The sequence below is a fragment of the Mesorhizobium sp. B2-5-7 genome, assembly GCF_006440875.1.
Classification (GTDB): domain Bacteria; phylum Pseudomonadota; class Alphaproteobacteria; order Rhizobiales; family Rhizobiaceae; genus Mesorhizobium; species Mesorhizobium australicum.
The window spans coordinates 1,333,551-1,349,336 of record NZ_VFUO01000001.1; the positions used below are offsets into that span (position 1 = coordinate 1,333,551).

Sequence of the window (15,786 nt, forward strand, 5' to 3'; positions counted from 1 at the left end):
CGTCACTATACGGGGAGAAAGGGCAGTTGCACCCGTCAGTCCTTCTTCACCGGCGCTACGCGCAGCGCCAAATCGCGAAGCTGCTGCGGCGAGGCTTCCGACGGCGCGTTCATCAACAGGTCGTAAGCCTGCTGGTTCATCGGGAACATGGTGATTTCGCGCAGGTTCTTCGCGCCGACCAGCAGCATGACGACGCGGTCGACGCCCGCAGCCATGCCGCCATGCGGCGGCGCGCCATACTGGAAGGCACGGTAGAGGCCGCCAAAGCGTTCCTCGACCGTGGCGCGGTCGAGCCCGACCGTCTCGAACGCCTTGACCATGGTTTCGGGCAGATGGTTGCGGATACCGCCACTGGCGATCTCGAAACCGTTGCAGACCATGTCGTACTGGAAGGCCTTGATGCCGAGCAGATCCTCGCCGTTCAGCGCATCGATGCCACCCTGCGGCATCGAGAACGGGTTGTGGGCGAAGTCGATCTTCTTCTCCTCCTCGTTCCATTCGAAGAACGGGAAGTCGACGATCCAGCACAGTTCGAAGCGTTCGCGGTCGACGAGGTTCAGCTCCTCGCCGGCACGGGTGCGCGCCGCGCCGGCGAACGACACGAACTTCTTCGGATCACCGGCGACAAAGAAAGCGGCGTCGCCGTCGGCAAGGCCGAGTTGCAGGCGGATTGCTTCGGTACGTTCCTCGCCGATGTTCTTGGCGAGCGGGCCGGCGCCTTCGAGCTTGTCGCCTTCCTTGCGCCAGAAGATGTAGCCCAGCCCCGGCTGGCCCTCGCCTTGCGCCCAGCTATTCATGCGGTCGCAAAAGGCGCGGCTGCCGCCGGTCTTGGCGGGAATGCCCCACACCTCGGCCTTCGGATCGTTGGCCAGGATGTTGGCGAACACCTTGAAGCCGGAATCGCGAAAATGGTCGGAGACGGCTTGCATCTCGATCGGGTTGCGCAAGTCCGGCTTGTCGGAGCCGTATTTGCGCATGGCGACATCATAGGGGATGCGCTGGAATTTCTGCGTCACCGGCTTGCCGTTGGCGAAGGTCTCGAAGACGCCGCGCATCACCGGTTCCATGGTCGACAGCACGTCGTCCTGCTCGACGAAACTCATTTCGAGGTCGAGCTGGTAGAATTCGCCGGGTAGGCGGTCGGCGCGCGGGTCCTCGTCACGGAAGCAGGGCGCGATCTGGAAGTAGCGGTCGAAGCCCGACACCATGATCAGCTGCTTGTATTGCTGCGGCGCCTGCGGCAGCGCGTAGAAGGTGCCGGGATGGATGCGCGACGGCACCAGGAAGTCGCGCGCGCCTTCCGGCGACGAGGCGGTCAAGATCGGCGTCGAGAATTCGGTGAAGCCGACCTCGCCCATGCGCTTGCGCATCTCGGCGATGATCTTCGTGCGCGCCACGATGTTCTTGTGCAGTGTCTCGCGGCGCAGGTCGAGGAAGCGGTATTTCAGCCTGATGTCCTCGGGATAATCGGGCTCGCCGAACACCGGCAGCGGCAATTCCTTGGCCGCCGACAACACCTCGATCTCGCGGGCGAAAATCTCGATCTCGCCGGTCGGCAAATTGGCGTTCGTGGTCTCGGGCAAACGCGCCTTGACCTCGCCGTCGACGCGGATCACCCATTCGCCGCGCAAGGTCTCGGCGATCTTGAAGGCAGGCGAATCGGGATCGGCGACGATCTGGGTCAGGCCGTAATGGTCGCGCAGGTCGATGAACAGCAGGCCGCCATGGTCGCGCACGCGATGCACCCAGCCCGACAGGCGGACGGAATTGCCGACGTCGCTCTTTCGCAACTGGGCACAGGTATGGCTGCGGTAACGGTGCATGGTCATGGATAAAAGTCCGGGATTGTGAGTTGCGGGCCAAAGCATCGCAGCCCGGCCCAAAATTTGCGCGAAAAGCGCATGAGAGGCATGGTTTGTCAAGGCAAAGGGACGAAGGGGCGATCTCTCAGCTTGGAACTTCGGCTTTCAATTTATGGCCGGTCATGTGGCGGAACGGTGAACCGCCTGTCGCGTTAGCGCATGATGGACCGAGAGGAGGCAAACGTGTTTTCCTGGAAGGGCACTTGGCGCAATCAATACGGTTCGGTTGTAATTATCGAGGACGATAGTGAAGGTTTGATCCGCGGTGTCTTCAAGACGGCGTTGCCCGACAGCAGCTTCTCCGGATGGAAGTGCCTCTTCACGGGGCCGCTCATGGAGATGTGATCGGCTTTACTTCCGCGGCGTCAGGAAAGACGGGGCCAGCGGCGGTCAGCTATACCGGCATTTTTCGAGACGGCAAGATCGAGATGTTGTGGCACACGGTGGCTGGCCTGGCTCTTTCAGCCGAGGCCGAGGGTGAGCCCGCAAAGCTGACCACGGTTGGAACATGGCGCGCCTTCGGGACCAGCCTAGACACTTTTGAGCGCGTCGATTGATACTCTGACCGATTAACCGGCGCTGCCCATCGACATCTGTTTCATCCGCCGAGCTGAATTCGGGCCGAGGCCTTGCTGCCTTTTCATTGGCAAATGCCGCTGGCATCGACGGAGACGATGGTCCAAAAAGGATCAACGATGAGCGGCTGTATTCCTTATGTCCTCCATCCGTCCCCTGATCCCGCTTCTTCTCGCCGCAGGCATCCTCCTCGGCGGCAATGGGCTGCAGAGCACGCTGATCGCGCTGCGTGGCGCGCAGGAAGGGTTTTCGGCTTCCGACATTGGCCTGATGGGCACCTTCTATTTCGCCGGCTTCCTGCTCGGCTGCCTGGCCATTACCCGCATCATGAAGGCGGTGGGCCATATCAGGGCGTTTTCGGCGCTGGCGGCGATCGCCTCCGTCGGCACCTTGCTGCTCGTGCTGGTTCTCGATCCGGTGATGTGGTGCGCGGTGCGCTTTGCCGGCGGCTTCTGTTTCGCCGGATTGTTCACCATCGTCGAAAGCTGGCTGAATTCCGGCGTCACCAACCGCGACCGCGCCCGCGTGCTGGCGATCTACCGGATGGTCGATACCGGATCGGTGACATCAGCCCAGTTCCTGATTCCCGTCTTCGGCGCCGGTGGCTTCACCATCTTCGCAATCATGTCGATCATGATCACGCTGTCGTTGGTGCCGGTCTCGCTCGGCGACCGCTCCAACCCGACGCCGCCGGAAGAGGTCAAGCTCGATCTGGCCCGCGTCTGGCGGATTTCGCCTCTGGGCTGCTTTGGCTGCATCGCCGTCGGCGTCACCAACAGTGCCTTTCGCACCTTGTCGCCGGTCTATGCGGAGCAGATCGGCATGTCGGTCGGCGATGTCGTCACCTTCGTCAGCGTCGGCATTTTCGGCGGCGCCATCATCCAGTATCCGCTCGGTTACCTCTCCGACCGCTGGGATCGGCGCCGGGTGCTGCTGATGACGACCTGCTGCGCGATGCTTTCGGCTCTGGCGCTGGTGTTCATCGCCGGCAGCAACCCGCTGCTCAACTTCATCATCATCTTTATCTTCGGCTGTTTCGCCATGCCGCTGTATTCGCTGTCGGCGGCACATTCCAACGACCGCGCGGATGCCGGCGAGTTCGTGCTGATCAACGCCGCCCTGATGCTGTTCTACTCCTTCGGCGCTATTGGCGGCCCTTTCGCGGCCTCGACCGCGATGCAGTATTTCGGGCCAAGCGCGCTGTTCGTCTTCAGCGCCGTGGTCTACGCGATCTTCATTGCCGTCATCCTCTACCGCATGCAGGCACGCTCTGGAGTACCGGCGGGCAAGCGCAGCCGCTTCACGGCGCTGTTGCGCACGTCGACCATTTTCGCACGGCTGGCGAGGAGAAATAGTGATCCAGACAGTCCGGAAGGGCCGTGACGGTGGCGCCACAGCTTGACGAAAGCCTTCCCGGCTGAAATCTAGGAAGACCCTACTCCTGCCAAAAGCGATTTGATGCACGTCATCACCACCCAGAAAGAACTCGAGACCGTTCTCGCCGCTTTCGAAAAGTCGGATTTCGTCACCGTCGACACCGAATTCATCCGCGAAACGACCTTCTGGCCAATCCTGTGCCTGATCCAGATGGCCGCGCCCGGCGTGACCGCGCTGATCGATCCGCTGTCACCTGACATCGACCTGGCTCCCTTCTTCAGGCTGATGGCCAACGAGGCGGTGGTCAAAGTCTTCCATGCGGCGCGCCAGGACATCGAAATCATCGTCCATCTCGGCGACCTCGTTCCGCACCCGGTGTTCGATACCCAGGTGGCGGCGATGGTCTGCGGCTTCGGCGACAGCGTTTCCTACGATCAGCTGGTACAGCGCATCACCGGGGCGCGGCTCGACAAGTCGTCGCGCTTCACCGACTGGCGCCATCGGCCGCTGTCCGACAAGCAGCTCGACTACGCGCTGGCCGACGTCACCCATCTGATCGAGGTCTATCAGCACCTCAACGCCGAGCTGGCGCGGGAAAACCGCGCCCACTGGCTGAATGAGGAGATGGATGTCCTGACCTCGCGCGAGACCTACGATCCGCACCCCGAGGATGCCTGGAAGCGGCTGAAGATGCGGCTTCGCAAGCCCCAGGAACTGGCGATCGTGCAGGCCGTGGCGGCATGGCGTGAACGCGAGGCGCGCGAGCGCGACGTGCCGCGCGGCCGTGTGCTCAAGGACGACGCGATCTACGAGATCGCACAACAAGGACCGCGCGATGCGGCAGCCCTTGCCAAGCTGCGCACCACGCCAAAAGGCTGGGAACGCTCCTCGACAGCGACGGCATTGCTCGGCGCGGTCAACACCGCGCTCGCCCTGCCCAAGGAGCAGATGCCGAAACTGCCGAAAAACTTCCAGCCGCCCGAGGGCTCGAATGCGGCCGCGGAACTGTTGAAGGTCCTGCTCAGGATCGTCGCCGAAAAACAGGGCGTCGCCTCGAAGGTGCTGGCCTCCAGCGATGACATCGATCGCATCGCCGCCGAGGGCGAGGATGCCGATGTGCCCGCGCTGCAAGGATGGCGGCGCGCCGTGTTCGGCGAACACGCGCTGAAGCTGGTACGCGGCGAGATCGGCATCAAGTTCGACAATCGCAAGATCGCGGTGTTCGATCTATAGGCGCCGGCCTTTCCTCTTCCTTTTTCGAGAAGGTGATTAGGCGCAGCTCATACGATTGCGAGCAAGTGCAGGGCCAGCCAGATCCAGCCCAGCGCCAGCACCACCGCGCCCAACACGAAGGAGCGGTTGCGCACCAGCAGCTTGTTGCTGGTCAGGTGAAACCAGGCGTGAAAATAGCGCGACGCGACAAAAATCCACATCAGTGCGAGGGTGATGTAATTGACGCCGTTGGTCATGTGCAGTGTCAGGCACAGCACGTAGAAAAGCACCGGCAGTTCGAATTGGTTGATCAAATTGTTCGCGACGGTGACAGTAGAGGCCGGCTCGGTCGAACGAACCTTGTACTGGCCGACCTTGGCTTCACCCGACTTGACAGCAACATAGCGGCGCCGGCCCATGACGATATAGACGATGTAGATCAGCAGCACATGAGCCAGCACAGGCCAGAAGATCGTGGTCTGGTTCATGAAGCCGCCCCTGCCCTGCTCCGCTTCAACTCCGACGTCTTTGGCCTGCCAGCCAGAAAGCGGCAATGACGATGACCGGGACGGCGAGAAGCGCGAATTTGGTGACGATCAGCGCCGAGGCAACGGACAGCGAGTCCGGGTTGGCGTAGAGGAAATCGGACAGAAGGCGCGCCACGGCGATGTTCTGGGCGTAGTCGGCGAGCGTATAGGGCAGCACCAGGATCAGCGCGAAGACCGCCTGCATCTGCGCCGGCAGCACGCGGAAATTCTTCAGGCGCCGGCCAGTTGCCAGGATCAGGCTGACCAGCGTCAGCGACAACAGCGTCGGAAACAGAAGATCGAAGGTCAGGTAGTGCCAGACCAGGATGATCTCGCTGCCGCGCCGGCCAAGCGCCGTCAGCCAGGCCATGCCTTCGTCGGGCGTGAATCCGAAATAACGCATGTCGAGCGAAGCCAGGCCCCCGCTCAGTCGACGAAAATAGAAGAACTCCATCCCCGTCATGGCGACAAAAACCGCCACCGAGAGGAAGCAGAGCGCCCCGACATGGCGCGACAAGCGCAGCACCATGGCGGTCAAGTTCGCCCAAAGCCCGGAAGAATCAGGCTCCGCCGGGATAGTTGGGGCTTTCGCGGGTAATCGTGACGTCATGGGCGTGGCTTTCACGAAGTCCGGCGTTGGATATGCGCACAAAGGTGGCGCGGTCGCGGAAATCGGCAAGGTCGCGGCCACCAACATAACCCATAGCGGCTTTCAGCCCGCCCGCAAGCTGGTGCAGCACGCCAGACACAGGTCCTTTATAGGGAACCTGCCCTTCAATGCCTTCCGGCACCAGTTTCAGCGTGTCGCGCACCTCGGCCTGGAAGTAGCGATCGGCGGAGCCCCGCGCCATGGCGCCGACCGAGCCCATGCCGCGATAGGCCTTGAAGGAGCGGCCCTGGTGCAGATAGACCTCGCCCGGGCTTTCGTCGGTTCCGGCAAGCAGCGAGCCGATCATGGCGGCACTGGCGCCGGCGGCGAGTGCCTTGGCGAGATCGCCGGAATATTTGATGCCGCCGTCGGCGATCACCGAGGCGCCTGATTTGTGCGCCGTCTCGACCGCCGACATGATGGCCGAAAGCTGGGGAACGCCGACCCCGGCCACAATGCGGGTGGTGCAGATGGAGCCCGGACCAATGCCGACCTTGACGGCGTCGGCGCCGGCGTCGATCAGCGCCCGCGTGCCTTCCGCGGTGGCGACGTTGCCGGCCAAGATGCGCACGGAATTGGAAAGCTTCTTCGCCCGCGTCACCGCGTCCAGCACACGCTGCGAGTGGCCATGCGCTGTGTCGATCACCAAAAGATCGACGCCGGCCTCGATAAGACGCTCGGCGCGCTCGAAGCCGTCATCACCGACGCTGGTGGCGGCCGCGGCGCGCAGGCGCCCCTGCGCATCCTTGGTGGCGTGCGGGTTGAGTTGCGACTTCTCGATGTCCTTGACGGTGATTAGCCCGACGCAATTGCCCGTTTTGTCGACCACCACCAGCTTCTCGATGCGGTGCTGGTGCAGAAGCCGCTTGGCCTCGTCCTGGTCGACGTTCTCCTTGACCGTGATCAGGTTCTCACGGGTCATCAATTCGTAGACCTTTTGCGCCGGATCGGAAGCGAAGCGCACATCGCGGTTGGTCAGGATGCCGACCAGCCGGCCGGTCTTGTGGCCACCGGCGCCGCCATTCTCGACCACCGGAATGCCCGAGATCGAATAGGTGCGCATCAGCGACAATGCGTCGGCGAGCGTGGCGTCGGGTCCGATCGTGACCGGGTTGACCACCATGCCGGATTCGAACTTCTTGACCTGCCGCACCTGCTCGGCCTGTTCGGCGGGCGAGAAATTGCGATGAATGACGCCGATGCCGCCGGCCTGCGCCATGGCGATGGCAAGCCTTGCCTCGGTGACCGTGTCCATCGCCGCCGACAGGATCGGCACGTTGAGATCGATGTCGCCGGCGATGCGGGTGCGGATGTCGGTCTGGCCGGGCATCACCTCGGAATGACCGGGCTGCAAAAGCACGTCGTCAAAGGTCAGCGCCAGTGCGCCGGTGGACGTTTCGATGATTTTTGCCATGGCCAGCCCTTTGAATGCGAAAAAGCGCTGGACCGGAATGGACAGCGCCGACTCGTTATTCCCTTTCAGGATTGGCGGTGGCTGGTAACACGTCGCGGGACGGATGAAAAGCCGATCGTTGCGTCGTTCCGCGTTCTAGTCGCCAGACTTCCCCGCTAGAGCATCAAGCAATGGGTGACGCGGCGCTGCGAAAGGACTGACGACAGTGACCGCGCCCCATGTGAAGCCGTCTTGCAGATCTTCCGAGACCAGCAGCCGACAGCCAGCTTGCGAGGCCGTGGAGAGAATGACCGAGTCCCAAATGCTGAGTCGATGATCGGTAGCCAGATCAGCGGCCATCATCATCACGTCCTGCGTCGTCGCGGCAACGGAAAATGCGTCGCTCCAGCTCAGAAGGGCATCCCGTGCCTCCAGGGGCGGTCTTCCTGCTTTGCGGACCAAAACGTTGAAGAGTTCACCAAGAACCTGAACAGGAATAACCGCGTCATCTTGCCGGAGATCGCGCAGCAATTCGAGAACGATGTCGCGCTTCTCCGCACCGTTCACCCCTTCCGCGTAAGCAAGGATATTCGTATCGAGCGCGATCTTCAATGCTCGTCCTCATAAAGCTCATCGCGCGTCCACTGCCCGGCATTCATGACAGGCTGGCGCTCAAGGCGCGACAACAACGCCGCGCGCGATCGGGCAGCCACACCCTCCTGATGATCCGCGGGCACGATCCGAGCGACCGGACGCCCGTGACTGGTCACCACGTAGCTTTGTCCTTCGCGAACGCCGCGCAGTAGGAGAGAAAACCTGCGATTGGCATCGGCCGCCGAAACACCTTTTTCCATGGCAATGTTCCCATAGTAGTTATATTCACTACAATAATGATGTGTGTCGTTCCATGCAAGGTGTCCCTTGCCTGGCAGGGATCTCTGCCGGCGTGGGGCATGCCAAAGCGAAAGGCCGCATCCTTGCAGTCGCACAAAAGTGACAGCAATTTAACACGACATCACCCTCTGGCCGTGATAACCGCCCTGCGTGCCGGCTTGCCCCAGCCGACGACACAGAGAATCAGTCCGGACGCGTCTTGTGAACCGCACCATTCCGCTCATATTGGCGGTCGCTCTCTTCATGGAAAACATGGATTCGACCGTCATCGCGACATCGCTGCCGGCGATCGCCATCGACATCCACACCAGCCCGATCGCGCTCAAACTGGCGCTGACGGCCTATCTGGTGTCGCTGGCGATCTTCATTCCAATCAGCGGCTGGATGGCCGACCGCTTCGGCGCCAAGACCATCTTTCGTGCCGCGATTGCAGTGTTCATTGCCGGTTCGGTGGCGTGCGCCCTCTCCGGTTCGCTGCCCGCCTTCGTAGTCGCGCGTTTCCTGCAAGGCATTGGCGGCGCCATGATGACCCCGGTCGGGCGCCTGGTTCTGGTGCGCGCCACGCCCAAGAGCGAACTGGTCGCCGCCATGTCGTGGCTGACCGTTCCCGCGCTGGTCGGCCCGCTGGTGGGTCCGCCGATCGGCGGCTTCATCACCACCTACTTCACCTGGCACTGGATCTTCCTGATCAACGTCCCGATCGGCCTGATCGGCATTTGGCTTGCCACTCGCTTCCTGCCGGAAACCGAGGCAACCGAGACGCCGCCGCTCGATTTCGTCGGTTTCGTCCTGAGCGGGCTGGCCGCTTCAGGCGTCGTCTTTGGCCTGTCGGTGGTCAGCCTGCCTTATCTGCCGCCGGCGACCGGCTTCATCACGATCGCCGTGGGACTGCTGTCGGGCGGGCTCTACCTCATGCATGCGCGCCGCGCCAAAAATCCGCTGCTGGCGCTCGAACTGTTCCGTAACCAGGTGTTCCGCTCGTCGGTGCTTGGCGGCTCGCTGTTTCGCATCGGCATCGGCGCCGTGCCGTTCCTTTTGCCGCTGATGTTCCAGATCGGTTTCGGGCTGACACCGTTCCAGTCCGGCATGATCACCTTTGTCTCGGCGATCGGCGCCATCGGCATGAAATTCGTCACCGCGCTGATCTTCCGCGTTGTCGGCTTTCGCCGCGTGCTGATCGTCGGCTCGCTAGTCGCTGCCGCATCGATCGCCATCTACGGCCTCTTCACCCCTGAAACACCTTATGCGCTGATGCTGGCCATATTGCTGGTCGGCGGCTTCATCCGCTCGATGTTCTTCACCGGCGTCAACGCGCTCTCCTATGCCGAGGTGTCGGCCGAGGATACCAGCAAGGCAACGCCGATCACGGCGGTGTTCCAGCAGCTCTCGATCGCGCTCGGCGTGGCGCTCGCCGGCGGCATTCTGGAGGTCTCGATCTCGATCCATGGCGGCCCGCTGACGCTGCGCGACTTCCATACCGCCTTCTTCATCGTGGCGGCGGTGTCGGCGGCGGCGTCGCTGTCGTTCATGCGGATGGCGCCCGACGCCGGTAACGCCGTCTCCGGCCATGGCCGGCTGACGACGCCGAAGACGCTGGAACCCGTCAGATCGCCGGGAGAGTGAGGCAAAGTCGCCGTAGAGCGATCAGCCGCGGCGTCCCCGGCCCTTCGCCATGGCTCCGGGCGCTCGAGTCCTTCGGAACGTCCACTGGACGTTCCGCTCCGCCTGGCGGCGGACCGGCGGGGGGCTGGCCTTTCAGCCGTCGGCGTCCCCCGGCCCTTCGCTATGGCTCGGGGCGCTCGAGTCCTTCGGAACGTCCACTGGACGTTCCGATCCGCCTGGCGGCGGACCGGACTCTCGCCCCTTAAAATCCTTGGCCAACAGATAGAGCTCCACCGATTCATCGCGTGAGGCCGGCGGCTTGACGTGATGGACGGAGCGGAAATTCTTCTTGAGCATCGAGAGCAACTCATTTTCGGCGCCGCCCTGGAAGGTCTTGGCGAGGAAATGGCCGCCCGGCTTGAGGACCGAGAGCGCGAAATCGGCCGCCACCTCGCACAGATGCATGGTGCGGATATGGTCGGTCCGCTTGTGCCCGGTGGTCGGCGCCGCCATGTCGGACAGCACGACATCCGGATCCCCGCCCAGCGCCTCGGCCAGCCTTTGCGGCGCGTCGGCGTCCAGGAAATCCATCAGCAGCACCGGCGCACCGGGCACGGCGTCCATTTCGAGATAATCGATGCCGATGACATGCGGGTTTTCGGCCGTCGATTTCGTGCGCGCGGCCGCGACCTGGCACCAGCCGCCGGGGGCGGCACCCAGATCGATTACTTTCATGCCGGGCTTCAAGAGGTGGTGCTTGTCGTCGATCTCGATCAGCTTGTAGGCCGCGCGCGAGCGATAGCCGTCGGCCTTGGAGCGCTGGACATAGGGATCGTTGATGTGGCGCTGCAGCCAGCGGCGCGACGATTCCTTCAGCCCGCTTTTCTTCTTGATCCGCGTCTTCAGCACGCGAATGCTGGCGGATCCTGGCTTTTCCGGTTTCTTCGTCATTGCCTGATTTCTTGTTTGAGCATGATCATGATGCCCTGGCACGCCCGTCATTGCGCCAGACGCCGTCATCGGCCATCAGCTCACTCAATATTCCTTCGCGCAAGCCCCGGTCGGCGACGCGCAGCCGTTCCGAGGGCCAGACGGCGCGGATTGCTTCGAGGATGGCACAACCGGCCAGCACGAGATCGGCGCGGTCGGCGCCGATGCAGGGGTTGGCGCAGCGCTGCTGGAAATCCCAACCGACCAGTTTCTCCACCATGCGGTCGACGCTGTCGCGGTCCATCCACAGGCCGTCGACCCGTCGGCGGTCGTAGCGTTCGAGGTCGAGATGGACGCCGGCCAGCGTCGTCACCGTGCCCGAAGTGCCCAGCAGATGAAAATTCGGGCTGGCCTTGAGATGGCTCAACCGATCGCGGCCATCGAAAGCGGCCAGCCTGCCGGCGACGTCGTCGACCATGGCGGTGAATATCTCGCGCGTCACGGTGCGGCCGCCAAAGCGTTCCGCCAACGAGACGACGCCGACCGGCAGCGAGGTCCACGAGACGATGTGATTGGCCAGCCGCGGCGAACGGCGGCCGGTGAGATCGATCAGGGCGATCTCGGAAGACCCGCCGCCGATGTCGAACAGGACGACGCCCTGCGTGTCGCGCTCGACCAGCGAACCGCAGCCGGAAACCGCAAGGCGGGCTTCGGTCTGGCGGTCGATGATCTCGAGCTTCAGGCCGGCTTCGCGTTCGACGCGATCGAGGAACTCCACGCCGTTTTCGGCTGTTCGGCAGGCTTCGGTGGCGATCAGCCTTGCCTTCCTGATCTTGCGACCGCGCAATTTATCGCCGCAGACCTTCAGCGCCTCGACCGCGCGGTCCATCGCCGGCTGGCCGAGCCGGCCGTTGGCGGTGAGCCCCTCGCCCAGCCTGACGATGCGCGAGAAGGCATCGATGACGCGAAACTGGCCGTGACGCGTGGGAACGGCGACCAGCAGCCGGCAATTGTTGGTGCCGAGGTCGAGCGCGGCGAAGACGGGAAGCTCGTGCACCGGGGGCCGGCGGTTGCCTTGTTCGGGGCGCGGCAATGCAGCGGCGGGCGAGATTGTCGCTGCGGCAACAGGCTTCAAATCCACCGCCGCGACATGAGGCCTGCCTTGCACCGGCGATAGATTGTCCCCTGGGCGCGCCTCGTCACGCGCAAAAACCTTGCGCCCACGCCTTCGCTTGCGCCGTTTCTTGGGCTTGCCCTTCTGGGTCGCGTCGCCAGCCTGCCCATTCACGGAGCGAGGCTCCGTTGGGCGGCGTTGCTGCCAACCGGCTGTCCCCGGGCCTGATGGCCCCAGGGAAGCGCTGGACGCGCCCACCTCCGGCGCGCCTGCGCCGGTGTCGCGGTCTTCCACTGTCGTTCCTTCCGGCGCCGCGCGAACCGGTGAAGGACGCAGCAGGCGCTTTGGCATGTTTCAAGTTGCCGCCAGACTAACAGCGCCGTGCCCGATCACCAAGAGCCGCATGCTGAATTTTGCCGGCTGGGTGCGCGGGCCTGTTTTTGCACTGGCGTAATGCACCGGCAAGGCTGGGCTGGTAGCGCAACACCGTCGCGCCGCCCGGCAAACAGGGATGGCATCAGGCGCGACAAGTGTTCGCGGTTGAATAGCCGGCTTCAATGAGGCATTTCTGAAATGAATGGGGAATCCGGGGCGGACGGCCTCTCGATGGAAAGGAAGCGGATACGCAACGCATGGCGGTCGGGCAATGAACTGGAAACGCTATTTCTGGCCGGTCGTCGGCATCGGCGCGGTGATCTTCTCGCTGCTGCTGCTCTGGCATGAATTGCGCGGCATCTCGCTCGACGACGTCTGGGACGGGCTGGCGGCCATTCCAACTCGTGGCTGGATCCTGGCGGGCTTGAGCTCGGTCGTCGCCTATGCCGCGCTCGCCGGCTACGATCACATCGCGCTGCTGCATATTGGCAAGAAGGTGTCGTGGCTGTTCGTGACACTCTGCTCCTTCACCACCTACGCGCTGTCGCACAATATCGGCGGCTCGGTGTTCTCCGGCGCCGTCATTCGCTACCGTGCCTACGGCACAAGGGGGCTGACCGGCCAGGAAGTCGGCGTGCTGGTGGCGATCTGCTGGATAACCTTCGTGCTGTCGACGTTACTCGCCTCCGGCCTTGTGCTGGTGTTCGAGCCGCGGATCATCGACCGCTTTTCCGGCATTGCCCATCACGGCCTGTCGGAGGCGGCAGGCATTGCGATGCTGGTCCTCATCGCAGCCTATGTATTCGGCAGTTGGCTGCACCTGCGCCCGCTGAGGATCGCCGGGTTTCAGTTGCACTATCCGGCGCTGCCGATCGTCGCCAGGCAGTTGCTGATCGGCCCGATCGAGCTGCTCGCGGCCGCGGCGATCATCTTCTTCGCCCTGCCCGAGGTGCACAATCCCGGCTATTTCGTCGTGCTGGGCGTCTTCCTGGTCTCCTTCTCGGTCGCCCAGATTTCGCACGCGCCAGGCGGCCTCGGCGTTTTCGAGGTGGTGTTCCTGGCCGGGCTTTCCGACATGGACCCGGTCGGCGTGGTGGCGGCGCTGCTGGTGTTCCGGCTGTTTTATCTCATCGTCCCGCTGTTTCTGGGCCTGGGCATCGTGCTGTTCTTCGAACGCTCGCAGTTCAGCCGCAAGGAGAGCTGAGGCTTGGAGGTTCGCACGCCACCGGAAAAGCTGGTGTTCGGAACCGGTGATGAAACCTGGCAATTGAACCGCAAAGCAGACTTGACTATTTTCCACTGGCGGCTACAAGGCAGCGCTCAAGCGGCTCAGCCGTTCGGCCCGCGCGATTTTCACTTTTACGGTGATTGTCACGCCTGCTGGGGAATAGGTTAACGGTAGACCCACGGACTCTGACTCCGTTAGTCCTGGTTCGAATCCAGGTTCCCCAGCCACACCTCTTTAATCGTTTTTTTTCAGCTGCTTAGCGAACATTAGAAATTGCTAGGTGTTACACCCAAATGGATGTCTCACGCGGGGCATCAGCCCTTTCCCTTCATTTCGTGGTAGTCTCGATAGAGCTTCGCGACATAGTTTTCGCGGTAGCGCAACAGGTAGAGCGCGATGAGGCAGAACGCAACCACGCTCGCATAAGACAAGATGCCCGTCGAATAGCACCAAAACGTTTCACATTCTCTCCAGCCGCCGAATCTTCCCTTCCACTGGCCGGCCGAGACAAGCAAAATAAGCCGCCAGCTTGCGAAGGCGAGGCACGCCAGCACCACGGCATAAGAAATGATCTTCGTTTTCTTGTTCATTCCCTACGCTGCAACAAGATTATGAATTCTCGGTTTCGTGCAGCGCCTCGGTCCGGTCGAGTATGACGGGAACGGCGAGGCAAGTGAAAAGCCCGCCGTGGCGAGCGGCGGGCTTCTGGTCGGCGTCGAGGATCCGGCCGGTTAGGGTTCCAGCGTCACCACATCGTCGGCCGGATTACCGAAGATCCAGGTTCCCCAGCCAAACTGGATGTCCTACGGATGATTTCGCCCCGGCCGGCTCGCATGAGGCCGCCGCAGCTGCCGATTCTGCAAGTCCACGAGGTGAGATTGTCGTTCGCAGGAAGCTGACGCGTGGGCGCGTGCTGCCATTCTTCGAGGGCCTGCCACGCTGCCTGGTCGGGACCGAAGCCTGCAGCTCATTGCATTGTTGGGCGAGAATTGACTGCACGTGGCCATGACGTGCGGCTGCTGTCGGCACAGTATGTTGAAGCCCATACTCCATGGTCGTGTAACTTCATCGTGACCCGATCTCCAGGGAGGAACAATCGGAATGAACTCCAAGTTGGGGGCCAGCCAATCAGCTTGAGGCAGACCACGACCAACCAATGGAGCATGTCATGAGATTTCCACGCTGCACGACCACCGCGGCCGCCGCTTTGATGTTCGCGGCCTTCCCTGCGCTCGCCCAGACGAACGGAACACCTGCACCAACCCCCGCGACCCAACAGCCCGGAGCTGGGCAACTGCCGGATGTGAGCGGACAGACGGGTGGGCCGACGCATGAAATGATTCGCCAGATGATTGAGCAAGCCGTCCAGGAGAGAATGCAACAGGATCGGAGCTTTAACGAAGGTAACAATCGGCAGGAGGAGGGTGACAACCGTCAAGAGGAAGCTTCTCGTCATCGAGACGGTTGGCAGCGGCACCGCAATGGCGGCCCGGCCGGTGAGCATGGAATGGTCGGAAATCATGGTCCTCGCATGATGCGCGGCACCGGGATGCGACTTGTACTGGCGCTTCTGGACACGGATGGTGACGGATCGCTGTCCGAGAACGAGGTCCAGGAGGCTGTCGGCAGAATCTTCTCTGCAATCGACCAGAACGGTGACGGGAAGATCGACATGGATGAAATCCAGTCCTTCTCGCATGGCTCTGGCGGTCGTGAAGAAATGCCGTGATTGGCTAGTGTCTTAGCTTGAAATCCGGCTAGTCAAAAGCGGCTCGGAGTTTGGCGAACACCACAGGCGCCATGAGGCGCTTTGGGGAGAGGCAATACGGCCGTGGGCGCGTTCTCCCCCCGAGCACGCTGCCGGTTCCCAATCGTCCATCCAGTGACCTGAGGTCAAGTTGATCGGGGCATCCGGCCAGATGTCCTCACATGGATCCTTTCAACGCAGTCATCCGTAAAGCAGCCGGATCGGGCGAGGCCCGGGCCAGCCGTCAGGACTCGCAGACACAGTCGGGCCAGCCCGTCACCGACAAGCCTTCCATCAAGA

At 62.6% G+C, this 15,786-nt stretch carries 16 protein-coding genes, 1 tRNA gene and 1 pseudogene; 9 read left to right on the forward strand and 9 right to left on the reverse strand.

The features are described from left to right. Positions 1-35: 35 nt before the first annotated feature. Positions 36-1,823, reverse strand: coding sequence for an aspartate--tRNA ligase (gene aspS / locus FJ543_RS06725; RefSeq protein WP_041163861.1), 1,788 nt, complete (start codon positions 1,821-1,823; stop codon positions 36-38). Between the two features lie 344 nt (positions 1,824-2,167). On the opposite strand from aspS, the gene FJ543_RS06730 reads away from it, so the two are divergent. The 3 genes from FJ543_RS06730 to rnd all read left to right on the forward strand — a co-directional run bounded on the left by FJ543_RS06730 (position 2,168) and on the right by rnd (position 5,048). After that, a complete protein-coding gene (locus FJ543_RS06730; RefSeq protein WP_224622270.1) occupies positions 2,168-2,419 on the forward strand; it encodes a hypothetical protein in 252 nt (83 codons plus the stop codon). Between the two features lie 157 nt (positions 2,420-2,576). Beyond that, positions 2,577-3,821 carry an MFS transporter gene (locus FJ543_RS06735; RefSeq protein ID WP_140874321.1) on the forward strand — a complete coding sequence of 415 codons (1,245 nt, stop codon included), beginning with the start codon at positions 2,577-2,579 and terminating at the stop codon, positions 3,819-3,821. 75 nt (positions 3,822-3,896) lie between these two features. Beyond that, on the forward strand, positions 3,897-5,048 hold the full coding sequence (gene rnd, locus FJ543_RS06740) for a ribonuclease D (RefSeq protein WP_140823682.1): 1,152 nt from the start codon (positions 3,897-3,899) through the stop codon (positions 5,046-5,048). 47 nt (positions 5,049-5,095) lie between these two features. Here the strand turns inward: rnd and FJ543_RS06745 are convergent, their stop codons facing one another. From FJ543_RS06745 to FJ543_RS06765, 5 genes are all read right to left on the reverse strand, one after another. Next, positions 5,096-5,515, reverse strand: a complete 420-nt coding sequence (locus tag FJ543_RS06745) for an MAPEG family protein (RefSeq protein WP_140617086.1) — start codon at positions 5,513-5,515, stop codon at positions 5,096-5,098. Between the two features lie 25 nt (positions 5,516-5,540). Then, positions 5,541-6,083: a hypothetical protein gene (locus FJ543_RS06750; RefSeq protein WP_181173919.1), complete on the reverse strand. Its 543-nt coding sequence runs from the start codon at positions 6,081-6,083 to the stop codon at positions 5,541-5,543. Between the two features lie 31 nt (positions 6,084-6,114). Next, positions 6,115-7,617: an IMP dehydrogenase gene (gene guaB, locus FJ543_RS06755; RefSeq protein ID WP_015318286.1), complete on the reverse strand. Its 1,503-nt coding sequence runs from the start codon at positions 7,615-7,617 to the stop codon at positions 6,115-6,117. A gap of 135 nt (positions 7,618-7,752) precedes the next feature. Next, complete coding sequence (locus FJ543_RS06760; protein WP_140617088.1) at positions 7,753-8,208, reverse strand: PIN domain-containing protein; 456 nt, start codon at positions 8,206-8,208, stop codon at positions 7,753-7,755. After that, complete coding sequence (locus FJ543_RS06765) at positions 8,205-8,450, reverse strand: type II toxin-antitoxin system prevent-host-death family antitoxin (protein WP_140617089.1); 246 nt, start codon at positions 8,448-8,450, stop codon at positions 8,205-8,207. Before FJ543_RS06765 ends, FJ543_RS06760 begins: the two co-directional genes overlap by 4 nt. A 241-nt stretch (positions 8,451-8,691) precedes the next feature. Here FJ543_RS06765 and FJ543_RS06770 point away from each other — a divergent pair, with 241 nt between their 5' ends. Beyond that, positions 8,692-10,113, forward strand: a complete 1,422-nt coding sequence (locus tag FJ543_RS06770) for an MFS transporter (RefSeq protein ID WP_140874325.1) — start codon at positions 8,692-8,694, stop codon at positions 10,111-10,113. A gap of 132 nt (positions 10,114-10,245) precedes the next feature. On the opposite strand, the gene FJ543_RS06775 is transcribed toward FJ543_RS06770, so the two are convergent. Both FJ543_RS06775 and FJ543_RS06780 read right to left on the reverse strand, forming a co-directional pair. Beyond that, the gene (locus FJ543_RS06775) at positions 10,246-11,043 is read right to left on the reverse strand and encodes an RlmE family RNA methyltransferase (protein ID WP_015318290.1); all 798 of its coding nucleotides are present in this window, start codon (positions 11,041-11,043) and stop codon (positions 10,246-10,248) included. Positions 11,044-11,068: 25 nt separating this feature from the next. Next, a complete protein-coding gene (locus tag FJ543_RS06780; RefSeq protein WP_140874493.1) occupies positions 11,069-12,430 on the reverse strand; it encodes a Ppx/GppA phosphatase family protein in 1,362 nt (453 codons plus the stop codon). 352 nt (positions 12,431-12,782) lie between these two features. Here FJ543_RS06780 and FJ543_RS06785 point away from each other — a divergent pair, with 352 nt between their 5' ends. From FJ543_RS06785 to FJ543_RS06795, 3 genes are all read left to right on the forward strand, one after another. Beyond that, entirely contained in the window at positions 12,783-13,715 is a 933-nt protein-coding gene (locus FJ543_RS06785) for a lysylphosphatidylglycerol synthase domain-containing protein (RefSeq protein WP_140874326.1), read from the forward strand. Between the two features lie 3 nt (positions 13,716-13,718). Continuing rightward, positions 13,719-13,907 (forward strand): hypothetical protein, encoded by a 189-nt coding sequence (locus tag FJ543_RS06790; RefSeq protein ID WP_140874328.1) that lies wholly within the window; start codon positions 13,719-13,721, stop codon positions 13,905-13,907. Next, positions 13,893-13,966: transfer RNA gene (locus FJ543_RS06795), tRNA-Gln, on the forward strand. Before FJ543_RS06790 ends, FJ543_RS06795 begins: the two co-directional genes overlap by 15 nt. 87 nt (positions 13,967-14,053) lie before the next feature. On the opposite strand, the gene FJ543_RS06800 is transcribed toward FJ543_RS06795, so the two are convergent. After that, on the reverse strand, positions 14,054-14,329 hold the full coding sequence (locus FJ543_RS06800) for a hypothetical protein (RefSeq protein WP_140874330.1): 276 nt from the start codon (positions 14,327-14,329) through the stop codon (positions 14,054-14,056). Positions 14,330-14,610: 281 nt separating this feature from the next. Between FJ543_RS06800 and FJ543_RS31805 the strand changes: the two are divergent. Then, a pseudogene (locus FJ543_RS31805) lies at positions 14,611-14,761 on the forward strand (IS110 family transposase); the annotation flags it as partial. Between the two features lie 146 nt (positions 14,762-14,907). Next, complete coding sequence (locus FJ543_RS06810) at positions 14,908-15,468, forward strand: EF-hand domain-containing protein (protein WP_140794040.1); 561 nt, start codon at positions 14,908-14,910, stop codon at positions 15,466-15,468. The last annotated feature ends 318 nt before the right edge of the window (positions 15,469-15,786 follow it).